At 72.7% G+C, this 19974-nt stretch carries 15 protein-coding genes; 11 read left to right on the top strand and 4 right to left on the bottom strand.

Annotated features, from left to right (window positions below; genetic code table 11):
• Positions 1–111: 111 nt before the first annotated feature.
• From NEH16_RS32445 to NEH16_RS32395, 11 genes are all read left to right on the top strand, one after another.
• A complete protein-coding gene (locus NEH16_RS32445) occupies positions 112–1887 on the top strand; it encodes an acyl-CoA dehydrogenase (protein WP_265546722.1) in 1776 nt (591 codons plus the stop codon).
• Positions 1884–2714 carry a 4'-phosphopantetheinyl transferase family protein gene (locus tag NEH16_RS32440; RefSeq protein ID WP_073969565.1) on the top strand — a complete coding sequence of 277 codons (831 nt, stop codon included), beginning with the start codon at positions 1884–1886 and terminating at the stop codon, positions 2712–2714. The genes NEH16_RS32445 and NEH16_RS32440 overlap by 4 nt, the downstream gene beginning before the upstream one ends.
• 227 nt (positions 2715–2941) lie before the next feature.
• Entirely contained in the window at positions 2942–4711 is a 1770-nt protein-coding gene (locus NEH16_RS32435) for a condensation domain-containing protein (protein WP_265546720.1), read from the top strand.
• A 418-nt stretch (positions 4712–5129) separates the two neighbouring features.
• Entirely contained in the window at positions 5130–6341 is a 1212-nt protein-coding gene (gene metK / locus NEH16_RS32430; protein WP_265546719.1) for a methionine adenosyltransferase, read from the top strand.
• Between the two features lie 40 nt (positions 6342–6381).
• Positions 6382–7365 (top strand): carbohydrate kinase family protein, encoded by a 984-nt coding sequence (locus NEH16_RS32425; protein WP_265546717.1) that lies wholly within the window; start codon positions 6382–6384, stop codon positions 7363–7365.
• A complete protein-coding gene (gene metH, locus NEH16_RS32420; RefSeq protein ID WP_265546715.1) occupies positions 7362–10832 on the top strand; it encodes a methionine synthase in 3471 nt (1156 codons plus the stop codon). Before NEH16_RS32425 ends, metH begins: the two co-directional genes overlap by 4 nt.
• Entirely contained in the window at positions 10832–11707 is an 876-nt protein-coding gene (gene metF, locus NEH16_RS32415) for a methylenetetrahydrofolate reductase [NAD(P)H] (protein ID WP_265546714.1), read from the top strand. The genes metH and metF overlap by 1 nt, the downstream gene beginning before the upstream one ends.
• Positions 11697–13148: an adenosylhomocysteinase gene (gene ahcY, locus NEH16_RS32410; RefSeq protein ID WP_265546712.1), complete on the top strand. Its 1452-nt coding sequence runs from the start codon at positions 11697–11699 to the stop codon at positions 13146–13148. Before metF ends, ahcY begins: the two co-directional genes overlap by 11 nt.
• Positions 13149–13314: 166 nt before the next feature.
• Entirely contained in the window at positions 13315–14124 is an 810-nt protein-coding gene (locus NEH16_RS32405) for an NmrA family NAD(P)-binding protein (protein WP_265546711.1), read from the top strand.
• Positions 14125–14208: 84 nt separating this feature from the next.
• A complete protein-coding gene (locus tag NEH16_RS32400) occupies positions 14209–14910 on the top strand; it encodes a hemerythrin domain-containing protein (protein WP_265546710.1) in 702 nt (233 codons plus the stop codon).
• A complete protein-coding gene (locus NEH16_RS32395; RefSeq protein WP_265546708.1) occupies positions 14907–15434 on the top strand; it encodes a DUF1772 domain-containing protein in 528 nt (175 codons plus the stop codon). Before NEH16_RS32400 ends, NEH16_RS32395 begins: the two co-directional genes overlap by 4 nt.
• A gap of 62 nt (positions 15435–15496) precedes the next feature.
• Here the strand turns inward: NEH16_RS32395 and NEH16_RS32390 are convergent, their stop codons facing one another.
• From NEH16_RS32390 to NEH16_RS32375, 4 genes are read right to left on the bottom strand one after another with little or no spacing between them, the layout of a single operon-like run.
• Positions 15497–16345, bottom strand: coding sequence for an alpha/beta fold hydrolase (locus NEH16_RS32390; protein ID WP_073969556.1), 849 nt, complete (start codon positions 16343–16345; stop codon positions 15497–15499).
• A complete protein-coding gene (locus tag NEH16_RS32385) occupies positions 16342–16872 on the bottom strand; it encodes an SRPBCC family protein (RefSeq protein ID WP_265546706.1) in 531 nt (176 codons plus the stop codon). The genes NEH16_RS32390 and NEH16_RS32385 overlap by 4 nt, the downstream gene beginning before the upstream one ends.
• Positions 16873–16900: 28 nt before the next feature.
• Positions 16901–18394, bottom strand: coding sequence for an FAD-binding protein (locus tag NEH16_RS32380; RefSeq protein ID WP_265546705.1), 1494 nt, complete (start codon positions 18392–18394; stop codon positions 16901–16903).
• Positions 18395–18413: 19 nt separating this feature from the next.
• Positions 18414–19970: a flavin-containing monooxygenase gene (locus tag NEH16_RS32375; protein WP_073969553.1), complete on the bottom strand. Its 1557-nt coding sequence runs from the start codon at positions 19968–19970 to the stop codon at positions 18414–18416.
• Between the last annotated feature and the right edge of the window lie 4 nt (positions 19971–19974).

Here is a 19974-nt window from a genome sequence, read left to right as displayed (position 1 = left end):
GAGCGGTTCCCCAGCCGTTCTCGACCGCGTCGCGAGCGGCCGCCCGCAGGGTCGAGCCACGCCCACCCCGCACCCCGTGCACGTACGACGAAGGAGGCGGACGCCGCCGTCATGACCACCCTCGCAGAGATCCCCGGGCGCCCCGCCCCCACCTCCTCCTCGCCTGCCCCCGACCGTGCGGACGCGGACGCCCTCGACCGGGCGCGGCGCCTGGAAGCACGGCTCGGCGACCCCTACGACCCCGCCAACCCGCACGGGCTCGCCGCCCTGTTCGACGCCGACGCCCGCAGCACCCCGCCCGAGGCGACCGAGGCGCTGCTCACCGAGGAGGGGATCGGCGCCGAGTTCGTGCCCGTCGCGCTGGGCGGCAGGCTGACCCGCGCCGATCTGCTGGCCCGGGCCGTGCGGCCGGTGTTCCGGCGCGACCTGGGGCTCGGCATGGGCCACGGCCTCATCTCGCTGTTCGCGGCGGGCGCCGTGTGGGCGGCCGGGGACGAACCGCAGCGCCGCGCGACCGCCCGCCTGCTGCTGGACGGCGGCCGGATCGCGATCCTGCACCACGAACTCGCCCACGCCAACGCCATCCTGCGCCACGAGTTCACCGCCCGCCCGGCCCCCGGCGGGCGCCGGATCAGCGGCCGCAAGGACGTCATCCTCAACGCGTCCCGCGCCGACCTCCACGTCGTCTACGCCCGCACCGACGAGGCCCCCGGCCCGCGCGGCCACTCCGTCCTGCTGCTCGACCCGGCCGGACAGGACCCGGCCCACCTGCGCCACCTGCCCCGGGTCGAGAGCACCGGAATGCGCGGGGCCCTCTTCTCCGGCCTCGAATTCGCCGAGCTGCCCGTGCCCGAGGACGCGCTCGTCGGCCACCCCGGGGACGGGGCCGCCATCGCCCTGCGCGCCTTCCAGGTCAACCGGAGCCTGATCTGCGGGCTCGTCACCGCCGCCGCCGGAACGGTCCTGCACTCCGCGGCGCGCGCCGCGACGGAGGGCCGCGCGAACGGGGTCGCCAGGCGCTGGCACAAGCCCCTCACCGGGGTCTTCGCCGACCTCCTGGCCTGCGACGCGATGTCCACCACCGTCCTGCGCGCCCTGAGCCTGCTGCCCGCGAGCGCCCACCTCTTCGCCGCCGCCGTCAAATACGTGGTGCCCGAACTGCTGCGGGAGAACCTGGAAGAGCTGGCCACGGTCCTCGGCGCCCGAGGCTACGACCACACGAACCCCGCGTACGGGGCGCTCGGCAAGCTCGGCCGCGACCTCCCCGTCGCCGGGCTCGGGCACGCCGGATCCGCCTCCTGCCAGTCGGTCCTGGTGCCCCAGCTGCGCGGCCTCGCCGAACGCTCCTGGTTCGCCGAACCGGAGCCGCCCGCCGAGCTGTTCACCACCGGCGCCGCGCTGCCCCCCCTGGACTACCGGCTCCTCGGCATCGCGGGCGGCGGCGACTTCATGGCCGCCTCGCTCGCCGCGACCGCCGAACGGCTCGCCCCGCTCCGCGACGCCGGCGGGCACACCGGCGCGCTGGCCGGGCTGGCCGAGGCGTTCGCCACCGAACTGCGCGGGCTGCGCGCCCAGTGCCGCCGCATCCCGCCCGGCCCCGCCGCCCTCGCCGACCCGGCCGTCGTCCGGCTCAGCGACCGCTACAGCCGGATCGTCGGCGCCGCGGCCGTGCTCGCCGTCTGGGAGGGCCAGGACGGCGCCGACCCGTTCCTCGCGGACCCCGCCTGGGCCGTGCTCGCCCTCACCCGGGCCGGGCAGCGCCTCGGCATCCCCGTGCCCGCCCTGCCCGACGGCGTCCAGGACCAGGTGCTCGCCGAACTGCTCCGCAGGCACGGCGAGGGTCTGGGCTACGACCTCGACGCGCTCCCGTACGAAGGCAGGCCATGACGACCATCCCCGCGCCCGGTGCCGGGCGGATCAGCGCACCCCTCCATGTCGCGGGACCGGGTGCGCCCTGGCATCTGGTGCGCGAGGCCATGGACCGCCACGGCAACGCCGTCGTCCACACCACCTGGGGCGAGTGGCTGGGGGCGGCCGTCACCCAGCCTGCGCTGCGCCAACTGCTCGGCGGCGACTGGCAGCGCTACCGGCGCACCCAGGACCCGACGCTCCGCTTCCGGTTCCTCGCCTCCCGCCTCGTCACCAAGTACACGGCGGCCGCCGCCCTGCGCACCGGACCGGCCGAACTCGACCTCGCGTACCGGATCGGCGGGCGCCCGTATCTGCGCAGCCTCGACCAGATCGACGTGAGCCTCACCCACACCGAGGACATGATCGCCGTCGGCATCAGCCGCAACGGCCGGATCGGCGTCGACGTCGAACCCGCCACCCGGCCCATGTCGTACGACCTGCTCCAGGGACACGTACTGACACCCGGCGAGCGCGCGGCGCTGGAACACCTGCCGGAGGCGGAGCGGGCGGCCCGGCTGCTGCGGCTGTGGACGCTCAAGGAGGCGTACACCAAGGCGCTCGGGCAGGGGCTGCGGCTCGACTTCACCGAGTTCGGCTTCGCCGAGGGCGGCGGCGAACTGCTCGCGCCCGACGGCCGGCCCGCCGCCGACGGCGAGTGGGCGTTCGACACCCACCGGGTCCTGGGCGGGCGGTACATGCTCAGCGTCGCCTGCCACGACACCGGCCTGGCCGGCTCCGCCGACACGACGGTCCGCACCATGCTCGACACGGGGTTCGCGGGGGCGGTCACCGAACTGCTCTGAATCGTGTCGCACTCGGCCCCGCGTCCAGTCCCGCTGGAGGAAGACGCGGGGCCTTCGCATGCGCCCGTACGGTACGGAACCGGTCGCCTCCCCGACGGAATCCTGCGGGACCACGGCGCCCCACCACCGGACCACCGCCGTGTCAGTGCCGTGTCGGTCCCGTGTGGGCGGGCCCTCGCATACTCGTTCCGCATTCGCCGACAGAGGGGAGGGAGGGGGTCTCCCGCATGCGCGTCGCAGCCGGTCCGCCGCGCTCCCGCATGCGTGCCCCGCAGGACGATGACCACCGACCACTCCTCGCACACCACCTCGGCCCGGGCCACCCCCGGCGGCCCGATGACCGTCGTCCTCGACCTCACCGGCCAGGACCCGGCCGCATCGCCCGTCCTGGAGCTGCGCGGCCCCGTGGACCCGCACCGCGTCGAGGCCGCCCTCGACCGCCTGGCCCGGCTCGGCACGCGCCCCGCCCCTCCTGGCTGCCGAGCCTGGAACCCGCCGACGACGGGCACCACACCCTGCGCCTGACCCCGGACGGGCCGTCGGCCGGACACGCCGCCGCGCCCTTCCCCGCCGGGCTGTTCGCGGACCTGCTGACCGTCGCGGAGAGCGGCCCCGCGCCCGCGCCCCGGATCGAGCCGACCCCGCTGCAACGGGAACTCCTCGCGGACGCGGACGCCCACCCCGGCACCGAGGGCTGGTGCGAACAGCTCGCCGTCACCTGGTACGGGCCGCTCGACCCGGAACGGCTCGCCGCCGCCTGGCAGTCCGTCGCCGAACGCGAGAGCGTGCTGCGGGCCGCCTTCGAGGAGGGGCCCGAGCCGTGGATCGTCTGCCACGAGGGCGCCGGGCCCGAAGTGCTGCGCTTCCCGCACGGCAGCGTGGACTGGCACGCACTGGTCGAGGCCGACCGGCGCCGGGGACTCGACCCGCGCCGCCCGGGACCGCTGCGCGTCACCTTCCTGGGCGGCGGCCCGGACGCGGCCGGCAGCACCCGCGTCCTGCTGAGCTTCCACCCCGCGCTCCTCGACGACTGGAGCGTGCGGCTGCTGCTGCACGAGTTCTACCGCGCCTACCTGGCGGGCGGTGAGCTGCCCGGCGGCGCCCGCCGCCCCGACCTCGGCGACTACACGCGCTGGCTCGCGGCCCAGGACACCGCCCCGGCCCGCGAGTTCTGGCGCGACGCCCCGCCCGGCCCGGCCACCCTTCCGCCCCCCGGCGACGGCACCGGCCAGGTCCGGACCCGGATCACGCCCGAGGAGAGCGAACGGCTCGCCGCGTGGGCGGGGGCCCTCGGCTGCCCGGAGAGCAGCGCCCTGCACGCCGTGTGGGCGCTGGCCCTCTACCGGGCCGGCGGCCACGAGGGCGCGGCCGACATCGGCTTCAGCGCGGCGGTCTCCGGCCGGTGCATCCTCCTCGACGGCGTCGAACGGCTGCCCGCCGCCCTGCGCAACCCGCTGCCGATGACCGCCGGCGTCAACCCGTACGCCCCGCTCGCCGAACTCCCGGCCCGCCTGCGCGACCAGGCCCTGGACCTGTCCGGGTACGAGTGGGTCTCGCAGGGGCGCATCCGGTCCTGGACCCGCCCGGGCGGCCCCGCCGCGTCCGGCTCCACCCCCGCGCCGACGGCCGTCCCGCGCACCGGCAGCCTCGTCGTCTTCGAGAACCGGCCGCGCCCGCCCGGCGACCTCGCACCCGCGCTCGCCGCGCTCGGCGTCCGCGTCAGCACCCCCGAGACGCTGGGCGCGCGCACCGGATTCCCGCTCACGCTCGTCGCCCACCGGGACGACGAGGGGGCCTCGTGCTCACCGCCACCTGCCTCGGCACGGGCCTCGCCCAGGCCGAGGACCTGCTCACCAGGACCGCGCACGCCCTGCGCGAACTGCCGCGCACGGCAACGCACGCGACGACGGTCGGCGGGGCGCTCGCGCTCCTCGCGGCACCGCCGGACCGGACGCCGCGCGGACGGCCGGGCCCCCGGCGCGCGGCTGCCGCGCTGACGGAGCTGCGCCCCGCCGCGCGCCCCGGCACCGGCACCGTCTGCCTGGTCCGGGCGCCGGGGACCCCGCTGTCCGCGCTGACCCGGGTCGCGTACGCCTACCGGGGCCCGGAGGCCGTGGTGCTGCTGCGGCCGCCGCCGTACGCGGACGCCTCCGCCCCGGCCGCCGACGCGGTTTTGGCGGCGCTGACCGACCTCGGCGGGCCCCTCGTGCTCGGCGCGTTCTGCGGGGGCGGCGAGCGTGCCCACGCGCTCGCCGGGCAGCTCGTCGCCGCCGGTTCCCGGCCGCCCGGAGTGGTCCTCACCGGCACCGCGACCCCGGCCGGGACCTTCGCCCACACCCTCGAAGCGGTGGTCCGCCGCATCCGGTGACCGCCGCGGTCACCGTCAACCGCCCCACCTCACACCTCAGGAGAGTCATGACGACACGTCTGTTCACCTCGGAGTCCGTGACCGAGGGACACCCCGACAAGATCGCCGACCAGATCAGCGACGCGATCCTGGACGCGCTCCTCGCGCAGGACCCCGGCTCCCGCGTCGCGGTGGAGACCCTGATCACGACCGGGCAGGTCCACATCGCGGGCGAGGTCACGACGTCGGCGTACGCGGACGTACCCGGCATCGTGCGCAAGACCATCCTCGACATCGGCTACGACTCCTCCGCCAAGGGCTTCGACGGCACCTCCTGCGGGGTCTCCGTCTCCATCGGCGCGCAGTCGCCGGACATCGCGCAGGGCGTCGACACGGCCTACGAGAAGCGCGTCGACGGCTCCGGCGACGACGCGCTCGACCAGCAGGGCGCCGGCGACCAGGGGCTCATGTTCGGCTACGCGTGCGACGAGACGCCGAGCCTGATGCCGCTCCCGATCGACCTGGCGCACCGGCTCTCGCGCCGCCTCACCGAGGTCCGCAAGAACGGCACCGTCCCCTATCTGCGCCCCGACGGCAAGACCCAGGTGACGATCGGCTACCTGGGCAGCCGCCCGGTGCGCCTGGACACGGTCGTCGTCTCCAGCCAGCACGCCGCGGACATCGACCTCGACGGCCTGCTGACCCCCGACATCCGCGAGCACGTCGTGGAGCACGTCCTGAACGAACTCGCCGACGAGGGCATCAAGCTGGAGACCGACGACTACCGGCTCCTGGTCAACCCGACCGGCCGCTTCGAGATCGGCGGCCCGATGGGCGACGCCGGCCTCACCGGCCGCAAGATCATCATCGACACGTACGGGGGCTACGCCCGGCACGGCGGCGGCGCCTTCTCCGGCAAGGACCCGTCGAAGGTGGACCGCTCGGCGGCGTACGCGACCCGCTGGGTCGCCAAGAACGTCGTCGCCGCCGGCCTCGCCACCCGCTGCGAGGTCCAGGTCGCGTACGCGATCGGCAAGGCCGAGCCGGTCGGTCTCTTCGTGGAGACCTTCGGCACCGCGAAGGTCGCGCAGGCCCGGATCGAGAGCGCCATCCGCGAGGTCTTCGACCTGCGCCCGGCCGCCGTCATCCGCGACCTGGAACTGCTGCGCCCCATCTACCGGCAGACCGCCGCCTACGGGCACTTCGGCCGCGAACTGCCCGACTTCACCTGGGAGCGCACCGACCGCGTCGAGCAGCTCAAGGCCGCCGCCGGTCTCTGACCGGCGTCCACCGGCCCAGTCGAGAGGGACAGGGATTCGTATGCGTATCGCGGTGACAGGCTCCATAGCCACCGACCACCTGATGGTCTTCCCGGGCCGGTTCGCGGACCAGCTCATCGCCGACCAGCTCGCCCATGTGTCGCTCTCGTTCCTCGTGGACGACCTGGAGGTGCGACGCGGCGGTGTGGCGGCCAACATCGCCTTCGGGCTCGGCTCACTCGGACTGGATCCGCTGCTCGTCGGCGCGGTCGGCAGCGACTTCGCCACGTACGAGGTGTGGCTGAAGGAGCACGGCGTCGACACCGGTGCGGTGCGCGTGAGCGACGAGCGGCAGACCGCCCGTTTCTCGTGCATCACCGACCAGGACGACAACCAGATCGCGGCGTTCTACGCGGGCGCCATGGCGGAGGCCCGGGAGATCGACCTGACCGCTGAGGCGGACCGGGCCGGCGGCGTCGGCTTCGTCCTCGTCGCCCCCGACGACCCGGCCGCCATGCTGCGGCACACCGCGGCCTGCCGGACCCTCGGCGTCCCCTTCGCCGCCGACCCCTCCCAGCAGCTCGCCCGCCTCGACCGCGACGAGGTGCGCGAGCTGGTCGACGGCGCCCGGTGGCTGTTCACCAACGAGTACGAGGCGGCCCTCCTGCTGGAACGCGCCTCCTGGGACCGCGACGACGTGCTGGGCCGCGTCGGCAGCTGGGTCACCACGCTCGGCGCGCGGGGCGTCCGCATCGAGAGCGCCGGCGCCCCCGCCCTGACCGTGCCGGGCATCGCGGGCGTCGAGACCGCCGACCCGACCGGGGTGGGCGACGCCTTCCGCTCGGGCTTCCTCGCCGCCACCGTCCGGGGCGCCACCCCGGAGCAGGCGGCGCGCCTCGGCTGCGCGGTCGCCTCGCTGGCCCTGGCCGCGGTGGGGTCCCAGGCGTACGAGCCGGAGGCCGGGCGGCTGCTGGATATCCTGCGGCGGCAGTACGGCTCCGAGGCGGCGGCCGCGCTCGCCCCCGTACTGGGCGGTGCGTCATGACCGCCGGGGAGCGGGTGGCCGCGCTCCGGGCCGCGCTCGCCGGCCGGGTGGTGGTGGCCGACGGCGCGATGGGCACCATGCTCCAGGCCCAGGACCCCACCCTTGAGGACTTCCAGCAGCTGGAAGGGTGCAACGAGGTCCTCAACGTGACCCGCCCCGACATCGTGCGCTCGGTCCACGACGCGTACTTCGCCGTCGGCGTGGACTGCGTCGAGACGAACACCTTCGGCGCCAACCACGCGGCGCTCGGCGAGTACGACATCCCCGAGCGGGTCCACGAGCTGTCCGAAGCCGGTGCGCGCATCGCCCGCGAGGCCGCCGACGCGTTCACCGCGTCCACCGGCGAGCAGCGCTGGGTCCTCGGCTCCATGGGCCCGGGCACCAAGCTGCCCTCGCTCGGCCACATCCGGTACGCCACGATCCGGGACGGCTTCCAGGCGAACGCCGAGGGGCTGCTCGCCGGGGGCGCCGACGCGCTGATCGTGGAGACGACGCAGGACCTCCTCCAGACGAAGGCCGGTCTGGTCGGCGCGCGCCGCGCGATGGACGCGACGGGGGTCCGGGTCCCGCTGATCTGCTCGCTCGCCTTCGAGACGACCGGGACCATGCTCCTCGGCTCGGACATCGGCGCGGCGCTCACGGTCCTGGAACCGCTGGGCATCGACCTGATCGGGCTGAACTGCTCGACCGGCCCCGCCGAGATGACCGAGCACCTGCGCCACCTGGCCCGCCACTCCGCGACCCCGCTGATGTGCATGCCCAACGCCGGTCTGCCGGTGCTGGGCGCGGACGGCGCCTACTTCCCGCTCGGGCCCGACGGCCTCGCGGACGCGCAGCAGGCGTTCGTACGGGACTACGCGCTGGCGCTGGTCGGCGGCTGCTGCGGCACGACGCCGGACCACCTGCGGGCGGTGGTGGAGCGGGTGCGCGGCACCGTGCCGCCGGACCGCACCCCGCAGCCGGAGCCGGGCGCGGCGTCGCTCTACCAGACGGTGCCGTTCCGCCAGGACACCGCGTACCTGGCGATCGGTGAGCGTACGAACGCCAACGGGTCCAAGAAGTTCCGCGAGGCCATGCTCGAAGGCCGCTGGGACGACTGCGTGGAGATGGCCCGGGAGCAGGTCCGCGAGGGCGCGCACATGCTCGACCTGTGCGTCGACTACGTGGGCCGCGACGGGGCCGCCGACATGGACGAGCTCGCGGGGCGTCTCGGGACCGCGTCGACGCTGCCCATCGTGCTGGACTCCACCGAGGTGGACGTGTTGCGCACCGGCCTGGAACGGCTGGGCGGCCGGGCCGTCGTCAACTCGGTCAACTACGAGGACGGGGACGGGCCCGAGTCCCGCTTCGCCAAGGTCACCCAACTGGCTGCCGAGCACGGCGCGGCGCTGATCGCGCTGACCATCGACGAGGAGGGCCAGGCCCGCACGGTCGAGCACAAGGTCGCCATCGCCGAGCGCCTGATCTCCGATCTGACCGGCACCTGGGGCATCCGCGAGTCGGACATCCTCATCGACACCCTGACCTTCACCATCTGCACCGGTCAGGAGGAGTCCCGCAAGGACGGCATCGCCACCATCGGGGCGATCCGCGAGCTGAAGCGGCTCCACCCGGACGTGCAGACGACCCTGGGCCTGTCGAACATCTCCTTCGGCCTGAACCCGGCCGCCCGCGTCGTGCTCAACTCGGTCTTCCTGGACGAGTGCGTGAAGGCGGGCCTGGATTCGGCCATCGTGCACGCGTCGAAGATCCTGCCGATCGCCCGGCTCGAAGAGGAGCAGGTCAAGGTCGCGCTGGACCTGATCTACGACCGGCGCGCCGAGGGCTACGACCCCCTCCAGAGGCTCATGGAGCTGTTCGAGGGCGTCAACATGAAGTCGCTCAAGGAGGGCAAGGCCGAGGAGCTGGCCGCCCTGCCGCTGGACGAACGGCTCAAGCGGCGGATCATCGACGGCGAGAAGAACGGCCTGGACGACGACCTCACCGAGGCGCTGACCAGCCGCAAGGCCCTGGACATCGTCAACGACACGCTGCTGGACGGCATGAAGGTCGTGGGCGAGCTGTTCGGCTCCGGGCAGATGCAGCTGCCGTTCGTCCTCCAGTCCGCCGAGGTCATGAAGGCCGCGGTGGCGTTCCTCGAACCGCACATGGAGCGGGCCGAGGGCGAGGAGGGCAAGGGCACCATCGTGCTGGCCACCGTCCGCGGCGACGTCCACGACATCGGCAAGAACCTCGTCGACATCATCCTCTCCAACAACGGCTACAACGTGGTCAACCTGGGCATCAAGCAGCCCGTTTCGGCCATCCTCGACGCGGCCGTGGAGCACAAGGCGGACGTCATCGGGATGTCGGGGCTCCTCGTCAAGTCCACGGTGATCATGAAGGAGAACCTGGAGGAGCTGAACCAGCGCAAGCTGGCCGCCGACTACCCGGTGATCCTCGGTGGTGCCGCGCTCACCCGCGCCTACGTGGAGCAGGACCTGCACGAGATCTACGAGGGCGAGGTGCGCTACGCGCGCGACGCCTTCGAGGGCCTGCGCCTGATGGACGCGCTCATCGCCGTGAAGCGCGGAGTGCCGGGTGCCACCCTGCCCCCGCTCAAGCAGCGCCGCGTACCGCTGAGGGAGCCGAAGTTCGAGGAGCCGGCGGACGTGGGCCGGTCGGACGTCGCCGTCGACAACCCCGTCCCCGCCCCGCCGTTCTGGGGCAGCCGGGTCGTCAAGGGCATCCCGCACAAGGAGTACACCTCCTGGCTGGACGAGGCCGCCCTGTTCAAGGGGCAGTGGGGGCTGAAGGGCGACACGATCGAGGCGGAGGGCCGGCCGAGGCTGCGGATGTGGCTGGACCGGCTGCGTACGGAGAACCTGCTCGAAGCGGCCGTCGTGCACGGCTACTTCCCGTGCGTGTCCAAGGGCGACGACCTGATCGTCCTGGACGAGAACGGGCACGAGCGGACCCGGTTCACCTTCCCCCGCCAGTCGCGCGGCCGCCGCCTGTGCCTGGCGGACTTCTTCCGGCCCGAGGAGTCCGGCGAGACGGACGTGGTCGGGCTCCAGATCGTGACCGTCGGCTCGAAGATCGGCGAGGCCACCGCGGAGCTGTTCGCCTCCGGCTCGTACCGCGACTACCTCGAACTCCACGGGCTCTCCGTGCAGCTGGCGGAGGCGCTGGCCGAGTACTGGCACGCGCGCGTCCGCGCCGGACTGGGGATCGCCGGCCGCGAACCCGACGGCCTGGACGGCATGCTGCGCACCGAGTACCAGGGCTGCCGCTACTCGCTGGGCTACCCGGCCTGCCCGGACCTGGAGGACCGCGCCAAGATCGCGGACCTGCTGCGGCCGGAGCGGATCGGGGTGCACCTGTCCGAGGAGTTCCAGCTCCACCCGGAGCAGTCCACCGACGCGATCGTCGTCCACCACCCCGAGGCGTCGTACTTCAACGCGGGGCGGGCCGGGGGTGGCCGGTGATGGGCCCGGTCATGGACCGTCCGACGTTCTCCTTCGAGTTCTTCCCGCCCCGCACCGCACAGGGCGAACGGACTCTGTGGCAGGCCATCCGCCGCCTGGAGCCGCTGGGCCCCGACTTCGTGTCCGTCACCTACGGCGCGGGCGGATCGTCCAGGGACCGCACCATCGAGGTCACGAAGCGCCTGGTGACCGAGACGACCCTGCGGCCCGTCGCCCACCTGACCGCCGTCGGTCACTCGGTGGCCGAGCTGCGGCACATCATCGGCCAGTACGCGGACGCCGGGGTGCGGGACGTCCTGGTGCTGCGGGGCGACCCGCCCGGCGACCCCAAGGGGGAGTGGACCGCGCATCCGGACGGCTTCCACCACGCCTACCAGCTGGTCGAACTGGTCCGCTCGCTGGGGGACTTCACCATCGGTGTCGCCGCCTTCCCCGAGCGGCACCCGCGCTCGCCCGACTGGGACAGCGACATCCGGCACTTCGTCGCCAAGTGCCGCGCCGGCGCCGACTACGCCATCACGCAGATGTTCTTCGACGTGGAGGACTACCTGCGGCTGCGGGACCGGGTGGCGGCGGTCGGCTGCACCACCCCGATCATCCCGGAGATCATGCCGGCCACCGACGTCCGGCAGATCCGCCGCTTCGCGGAACTCTCCGACGCCGCGTTCCCCGAGGACCTGGCCCACCGCCTGGAAGCCGCGCAGCACCGGCCGGACATCGCGTACGAGATCGGCGTGGCCCACGCGACCCTGATGGCCGACCGGCTGCTCGCCGAAGGCGCGCCCGGGCTGCACTACATCACGCTGAACAAGTCGACGGCGACCCTCGACATCCACCGCAACGTCATGAGCACTAGGAGCCTCCATGCCAGTTGAGACCATCGATTTCAAGGTCGCCGACCTCTCCCTCGCCGCTTTCGGGCGGAAGGAGATCACTCTGGCCGAGCATGAGATGCCCGGTCTGATGTCGATCCGCAAGGAGTACGCCGCCGCGCAGCCGCTGGCGGGTGCCCGGATCACCGGTTCGCTGCACATGACCGTGCAGACGGCCGTGCTGATCGAGACCCTGGTCGCCCTCGGCGCCGAGGTCCGCTGGGCCTCCTGCAACATCTTCTCCACCCAGGACCACGCGGCCGCGGCGATCGCGGTCGGCCCGAACGGCACCCCCGAGGCCCCCGCCGGTGTTCCCGTCTTCGCGTGGAAGGGGGAGACGCTGGAGGAGTACTGGTGGTGCACGGAGCAGGCGCTGACCTGGCCGAACACCCCCACCGGTGGTCCGAACATGATCCTGGACGACGGCGGTGACGCCACGCTCCTGGTCCACAAGGGTGTCGAGTTCGAGAAGGCCGGTGCGGCTCCGGACCCGGCGACGGCGGACAGCGAGGAGTACGCGTACATCCTCACGCTGCTGAACCGGACGCTGGGTGAGTCGCCGCAGAAGTGGACGCAGCTGGCCTCCGAGATCCGTGGCGTGACGGAGGAGACCACGACGGGCGTGCACCGCCTGTACGAGATGAATCGGGACGGGAGCCTGTTGTTCCCGGCGATCAACGTGAACGACGCGGTGACGAAGTCGAAGTTCGACAACAAGTACGGCTGCCGGCACTCCCTGATCGATGGCATCAACCGTGCTACCGATGTCCTGATCGGCGGGAAGACCGCCGTCGTTTGCGGCTACGGCGACGTGGGCAAGGGTTGCGCGGAGTCGCTGCGCGGTCAGGGTGCCCGGGTGATCGTCACGGAGATCGACCCGATCTGCGCGTTGCAGGCGGCGATGGACGGGTACCAGGTCGCGACCCTCGATGACGTCGTCTCGCAGGCGGACATCTTCGTCACGACGACGGGCAACAAGGACATCATCATGGCCTCGGACATGGCCAAGATGAAGCACCAGGCGATCGTCGGGAACATCGGTCACTTCGACAACGAGATCGACATGGCCGGTCTGGCGAGGATCGACGGCATCGTCAAGGACGAGGTCAAGCCGCAGGTCCACACCTGGACGTTCCCCGACGGCAAGGTCCTGATCGTGCTCTCCGAGGGCCGTCTGCTGAACCTGGGCAACGCGACGGGCCACCCCTCGTTCGTCATGTCGAACTCGTTCGCGGACCAGACCCTGGCCCAGATCGAGCTGTTCACGAAGCCGGAGGAGTACCCGACCGACGTGTACGTGCTGCCCAAGCACCTCGACGAGAAGGTCGCCCGCCTCCACCTCGACGCGCTCGGCGTCAAGCTGACGACGCTCCGCCCGGAGCAGGCCGCGTACATCGGTGTCGAGGTCGAGGGCCCGTACAAGCCGGACCACTACCGCTACTGACTCCCACAGCCGTACGAGGTGATCGTCCAGAGACGCCCTGGAGAACCGCTAGAGACGGGACCCGGTTCCGTGGCTCGGGCGGCGAAGGGCTGCCTACGCTCCCTGACGACGGCAACGACGAGCAGAGCACCACACCACCACGCAGGCCACGACAGACGGGACGAACATGACGAACACGACCCTTGTGATCGGCGGCACGGGCAAGACCGGGCGGCGGGTCGCCGATCGGCTGTCCGCCAAAGGGCTCCCCGTACGCATCGGATCGCGCTCCGGCACGCCCCCCTTCGTCTGGGAGGACCCCGCGACCTGGGATGCCGCCCTCGACGGGGTGAGCGCCGTCTACATCACCTACTACCCCGACCTCGCCTTCCCGGGAGCCGCCGAGACCGTCGGCGCGTTCGCGAAGGCGGCCGTCGCCAAGGGGGCGCGCCGCCTGGTGCTGCTGTCCGGGCGCGGCGAGGAGGGCGCGGTCATCAGCGAGGACAAGGTGAAGGAGTCGGGCGCGGACTGGACCGTCGTCCGCGCCAGCTGGTTCAACCAGAACTTCAGCGAGAGCTTCTTCCACGACCTGGTCATGGCCGGCGAGATCGTCCTGCCGACCGGGGACGCGGTGGAGCCCTTCGTGGACGCCGACGACATCGCCGACGTCGCCGTCGCCGCGCTCACCGACGACAAGCACATCGGCAAGACGTACGAGCTGTCCGGCCCGCGGCTGCTCAGCTTCGGCGACATCGCCCAGGAGCTGGGCAAGGCGACCGGCCGCACCATCACGTACATCCCCGTCAGCGTGGACGAGTACCGCCAGGCCCTGGAGGAGAACGGGCTGCCCGTCGAGTTCGCCGACCTGTTCGGGCTGATCCTCGACGGCCGCAACGCCCACCTCGTGCACGGCGTCGAGGAGGCCACCGGCCGCAAGCCGAAGGACTTCGCCGACTTCGCCCGGGACGCCGCCGCCAGCGGTGTCTGGAACGCCTGACCGACACCGGGACCCGTGGGACGGGCGGCCGCACACCGCGGCCGCCCGTCCCTGTCCCCGTACCCCCTCGCGTGAGGAGGCACCATGACCGGAACCGAACCGATGACGAGCGAACACCTCCCGTCGCTGCCCGGGCACTTCCACGGATTCGCGCTGATGCACATCGCGATGCGCCGCGACGCCGCCCGCCTCGTGGCCGTCGCACGCTCCGGGCCCGGCGCCCGCACCGGCGGGACGGTCACCTGGTGGCACAGCCTGCGCGAGGTGATCGACTGGCACCACCACAGCGAGGACGCCGTCCTCTGGCCCGAACTCCGGCGCGCCGTCCCCGGCTTCGACCGGGCCGCCGACGCCATCGACGGCGACCACCGACGCCTCGACGCGGCGATGGACGCCGTCGGCGCCGCGCTCCGCCCGGGCGCCGACCCCGGGGCGCTGCCCCCCGCGGCCGACGCCTTCGCCGCCGTCCTGCGCGACCACCTCGCCGCCGAGGAGCGCATCGCCTTCCCCGCCTTCACCGCGCTCGGCGCCACGCGCTACGCGTCCGTGGAACGGCGGTTGCTGCGGACCGCGCCGCCCGGCGTGCTCGGCCGCCTCCAGCCCTGGATGTTCGACGGAGCCGACCCGGCCTCCGTCGCCCACGTCACCGCCACCATCCCGCCACCGGTACGGCTGCTCGGCCGGACGGTGCTGCGCCGCCGCTACGAACGGCTGCTCGCCCCCGTACTGCGCCCCGCATCGCGCCCCGTTTCGCGCCCCGTTTCGCGCCCCCAGGAGAAGCCATGACCGCGCCGACCACCTCCCTCCCGGCCCGGCCGGGCGGACGCACCGAAGCCTCGTTGTACGCGGCCACCATCGCGATGGGGCTGAGCGCGGGGCTGTACTTCGCGTTCGACGTGTCCGTCATGCCGGGGCTCGACCGCACCGACGACGCGGCCTTCGCGAGCGCCATGGGCCACATCAACGACGCCATCGAGAACGGCTTCTTCGGGCTCGTCTTCTTCGGGGCGTTCCTGGCCACCGGCGTCTCGGGCGTCTCCCTGCGCCGCCTCGGCCACACCCGCGCCGCCCGCTGGACCTGGGCCGCGCTCGCCCTGTACACGGCCGCCGTCGCCGTCACGATGAAGGTCAACATTCCCCTCAACCGCCGGCTCGCCCGGCTGACCGCGGAGGCGTCGGGCCCCGAACTCGCCCTGCTCCGCGAGCGCTTCCGGGGCAGCTGGACCCCGGCCAACGCCGCCCGCACCCTGGCCTGCACGGCTGCCTTGGCCTGCCTGGGCCGGGCGCTCACGCTGCGGGCCCGGGCCTGACCCATACGCGGAAGGGCGGCCGGCCCCCGCCCGGGACCGGCCGCCCTTCCGCGCGCGCCGCGCTATCCGTGGTCCCGCGTCAGCTCGCTGACCGCGCCCACCACCGTCTGCGGCGCCTCCAGGGGCAGCATGTGCCCCGCGCCCGGGACCTCCTCGAAGCGTGCCCGGGGCATCGCCTCCGCGACGACCCGGCCGAGCTTCGGCGCGATCACCTTGTCGGCGGTGCCCGCGAGGACCACCGCCGGCACGGTCACCGACACCAGGGCCCCGCGCAGATCCATGCCCCGCGAGGAACGGAACGCCTCGGCACGCACCGCGGGCCCGGCCGCCGCGAACATCTGGCGGTTCACCTCGCTCAGCCGCCGGTCCGCCTTCGGGCCGAGCATGTTCTGGCCGAGGAGCTTGCGGCCCAGGGCCGGCCGCGAGACGGCCCGCTGGAACAGCGCGCTGCCCATCATGCGGACCTCGCTGTCCGGCGTGTCCTGGTCGTGCGCCGCCGTGGCCAGCAGCACCAGGCCGCTCAGCGCGCCGGCGTTCCGGTCCTCCGACGCGGCGTACGACAGGGCGGCGAACCCGCCCCCGGAGTGCCCGACGACGACCGCGTCCGGCGCCTCCACATGGGCCAGGACCGCGGCCAGGTCCGCCCCGAGCCGGGCGATCCCGAAGGGCTCGGCGCCCTGCGAGGAGGCGCCGTGGCCCCGCAGATCGTAGGAGACGACGCGGTGGCCGAGGCGGATCAGCCGGTCGGCCACCGTGCTCCACACCCGGCGCGAAGCGCCCCAGCCGTGGACCAGCACCACGGTCACGCCGGTCGGGGGCGTGAGCGGCGGCAGGACGGACACCGCGAGGCGTGCCCCGTCGTCGGTGCGCACCTGCGTCTCGGTCGCCGGGGCGGCGGCCACCGTCGTCATCGGGTACTGCCCTCCAGCTTCCGGGCCTGTGCCGCCTCACCGCTCCGTACGTCCGCGGCGCGCTCCGCCGCGAGGATCTCGCCGAGTCGGACGAACGCCTCGCGGGTGGCGGTGGAGTGCTCGGCGCCGATGTCGGCGACCTTCGCGAGGAGCTTCAGGAAGCCGTTCGGCCGGCCCACGAAGTGCATGCCGACCTTGGTGCGGCCCCCGTCGAGAGGTTCGACGTAGAAGTCGCTGGTGCCCCGGAACACCCCGGCCACGTAATCGACCGACAGCAGCCGTCGGGGCTCGACGGCCCGGGTGCGCGCGGTGAACCGCAGCTTCGGACCGCCCTTGTCGACGCCCTTGGTGTGCACCGTGACCGCGACCTCGCCGCCCACCTCGTCCGGCGAACCGGACACGGTGGCGAAGGTGTTGGCCGGCACCCACCAGCGGCCGGCGCCGCGGAACTCGGCGATCAGCGCCTCCCACACCGCCTCCGGCGGCGCGTCCACGATCGCCTCGTCGATCAAGTCGTAAACTGTCATGCCGATTCTCCTGTCGGGGTGTTCCGGATCAGCCGAAGAAGCCCTGACCTGGGGTGAGGATGCCCGCCGGGTCGTAACGCCGCTTCGCCGCGACGAGCACCTTCCAGCGGGCGCCGAAGTGGGTCCGCCAGTCCGCCGAGGTCATGTTCGGGATCGCGCCCACCAGATACCGCTTGGCGCCCAGCGCGACCGCCTTGTCGTACAGGCGGCGGTTCTGGTCCAGCATCCGCGCGATGTCCGCGCCCGGGGCGGGGAAGCGGAGCACGTCGCACAGGTATGCGGTCGGCTCGGAGGGCTGCACCGACAGCGGGCGGGTCAGCTTCGACGTCGGGTACGGGTAGTAGAGCAGGAAGCCCGCGCCCAGGTCGTCGCCGTTCAGCTCGGCGGTCAGCAGGTCCGCCATGGCCTTCGCCTTCGAGGCCGGGACGAACAGGCTCAGCCACGGCTTGGGCTGGCCCCAGAAGTCGTTCTCCTTGAGCCACGCCTCGTCGCCGTCGGTACGGAACACGGCCTCGCGGAAGGACAGGTCCTCGATCGTCGCGGACGCCCGCTCGTCGTGCAGGCCGGTGAGCAGCGCGGTGCGGTTGGGCGCGGTGTTGCCCTTCCAGTACGCCTGGCCCTCCAGCTTGTACCACCAGCCGGAGTTGTCCGGGGTGCGGGCGATCTCGCCGACCTGGCCCTCGAACCGCTTCTCCGCCATGAGCTTCTCGGAGTCGGCGAGGAACGCGGTCACGTCGTTGTAGTAGAGGGTGAAGACGGTCATCTTCGGCGGTGCCGGGATCAGGGCGACCTCGGCCCGCACGATGATGCCGACCTGGCCGCCACCGCCGAGCGCCGTGTTGAACAGGTCGGCGTGGCAGCTGGGGCTGGCCGTGATCAGGTCGCCGTTGCCGGTGACGATGTCGATCGACTTCACGGTGTCGATCTGGAGCCCGTACCGCGCCACGGTGGAGCCGATGCCGCCGACGCTGAGCGTGCCGCCTATCGACAGGTGCAGGTAGTCGGTGAGCGCCGGCGGGGTCAGGCCGCGGGCGAGGGCCGCGTCGGTGAGCTGGGCCCAGGTGACCCCGGCCTCCACGACGGCGGACGAGGAGCCGATGCGTACGATCTTCGTCAGACCGCGCGCGTCGATCGCGATGCCGCCCTGCGGCACCTGCGCCTGCCCATAGCAGGAGTGCGACTCCTCGTCGCCGTTCTGCCCGCCGCGGCCGTTCATCGCGATCTTCAGCCGGTTGGCCCGGGCGTAGTTGACCATCTTGACGATGTCTTGCACCGAGCCGGGACGCAGCACCGCCCAGCACGCGCCGGTCACCATGTGGCCGAAGTCGTGGTTGAACGTGGAGGTGACACCCGCCGAGGTCTCCAGCGTGCCGTCGAGCGCCGGCAGGCTCGCCGCCGTATGGGCGAAGGAGTCCGATTCACGCGCCCACGCCTGGTGCGAAGTGCTCCAGCCGATGACCGTGGCGGCCGCCATGCCCCCGAGGATGCTGCGCCGCGTGATGGGGGTGCTGCTGCTTCTCATTCGGTCTGTCTCCCGTCCATTACGTGTGGTTCAGGGCCGGCAGGCCGGCGCCCGCGAGGGTGGCGAGCTGGTACTCGGAAGGGGTGAAGCGCTTGGTCTGGCGGCGGAAGCGCCAGGTGTACGTCGGCCAGATCGACGGGTTGCGCCCGTGTGCGTCGAGGTACCAGCTCTTGCAGTTGCCTGCGTTCCACACGGTGCCATCGAGGCGGGCCTGCAGCCGCTCGTTCCAGTCGTCCTGGACCGTCTTTCGAACCTCCACCGAGGCCAGGCCCTTCTGGTCCATGACCTTCAGCGCGTCCAGCACATAGCCGATCTGCGCCTCGATCATCACGACCTGCGAGGAGTGCCCCAGGGTGGTGTTCGGGCCGAGCAGCAGGAACAGGTTCGGGAAGCCGGCGACGGTGGTGCCGCGGTGCGCGGCCATGCCGTGCTCCTGCCACACCTCGCGCAGCGACCTGCCCTCGCGGCCGGTGATCCGCCCGGCGACCGGACGGTCCGTGGCCTTGAAGCCGGTGCCCAGGATGATCGTGTCGACCTCCCGTTCCGCCCCGTCGGAGGTGACGATCGAGTGGGCGGTGACCTTCGCGATGCCGTCGGTGACCAGGTCCACGTTGGGCTGCTGGATCGCCGGGTACCAGGTGTTGGAGAACAGCAGCCGCTTGCACGCCATCACGTAATCCGGCGTCAGCTTCGCGCGCAGCGTCTCGTCGGCGACCGACTTCTTCAGATGGTCGCTGGCCATCTTCTGCATCTTCCCGGCGACCTTGGGCCGCTTCATCACGAACGCCAGGATCTCCCGGCCCCACATGTTGAAGTTGCGCCGGAAGTTCTGGTAGCCGGGGACCCCGCGCAGCAGCTTGGACTGGAGCGGGCTCGTCGCCTTGTCGTTCTTCGGGCCGATCCACGGCGGGGTGCGCTGGTAGAGGTCGAGGCGCCCCACCTCGGGCTGGATCTTCGGCACGAACTGGATGGCGGAGGCGCCGGTGCCGATGACGGCGACGTCGCGCCCGCTCAGGTCGTGGTCGTGGCGCCAGCGGGAGGAGTGGAAGACGGTGCCCTGGAAGTCGGCCAGGCCCGGGATGTCGGGGACCGCCGCCTCACTGAGGTAGCCGGTGCCGCTCACCAGGACCTGCGCGGTGTAGTCGCCCTGCGAGGTCTCGATGTGCCAGCGCCGGGTCGTCTCGTCCCAGCGGGCCCCGAGCAGTTCGTGGCCGAAGCGGATGTGCGGACGCACCCCGAACCGGTCGGCGGTGTCCCGCAGGTACGCGTACAGCTCGTCGCGCTTGCCGAACGTGGACTTCCACTCCGGGTTCTGCGCGAACGAGAACGAGTACAGGTGGGACATCACGTCGCAGGCCGCACCCGGGTAGGAGTTGTCCCGCCAGGTGCCGCCCACCTCGTCGGCGCGTTCGAAGACGAGGAAGTCGTCCACGCCCTTCTGCAGCAGCCGGATCGCCATGCCGAGGCCGGAGAACCCGCTGCCGATGACGGCGACGCGCAGATGCCGCTGCGGTCCGCCGCCGCCGGCCGGGCGGCTGTCCTCGTCGCTGCGCGGCGGCTCAAGAGTGCTCGTCACGTCA

Source organism: Streptomyces drozdowiczii (genome assembly GCF_026167665.1).
In the GTDB taxonomy this organism is placed as follows: Bacteria; Actinomycetota; Actinomycetes; order Streptomycetales; family Streptomycetaceae; genus Streptomyces; species Streptomyces drozdowiczii_A.
This window is presented reverse-complemented; position numbering and strand designations above follow the sequence as displayed.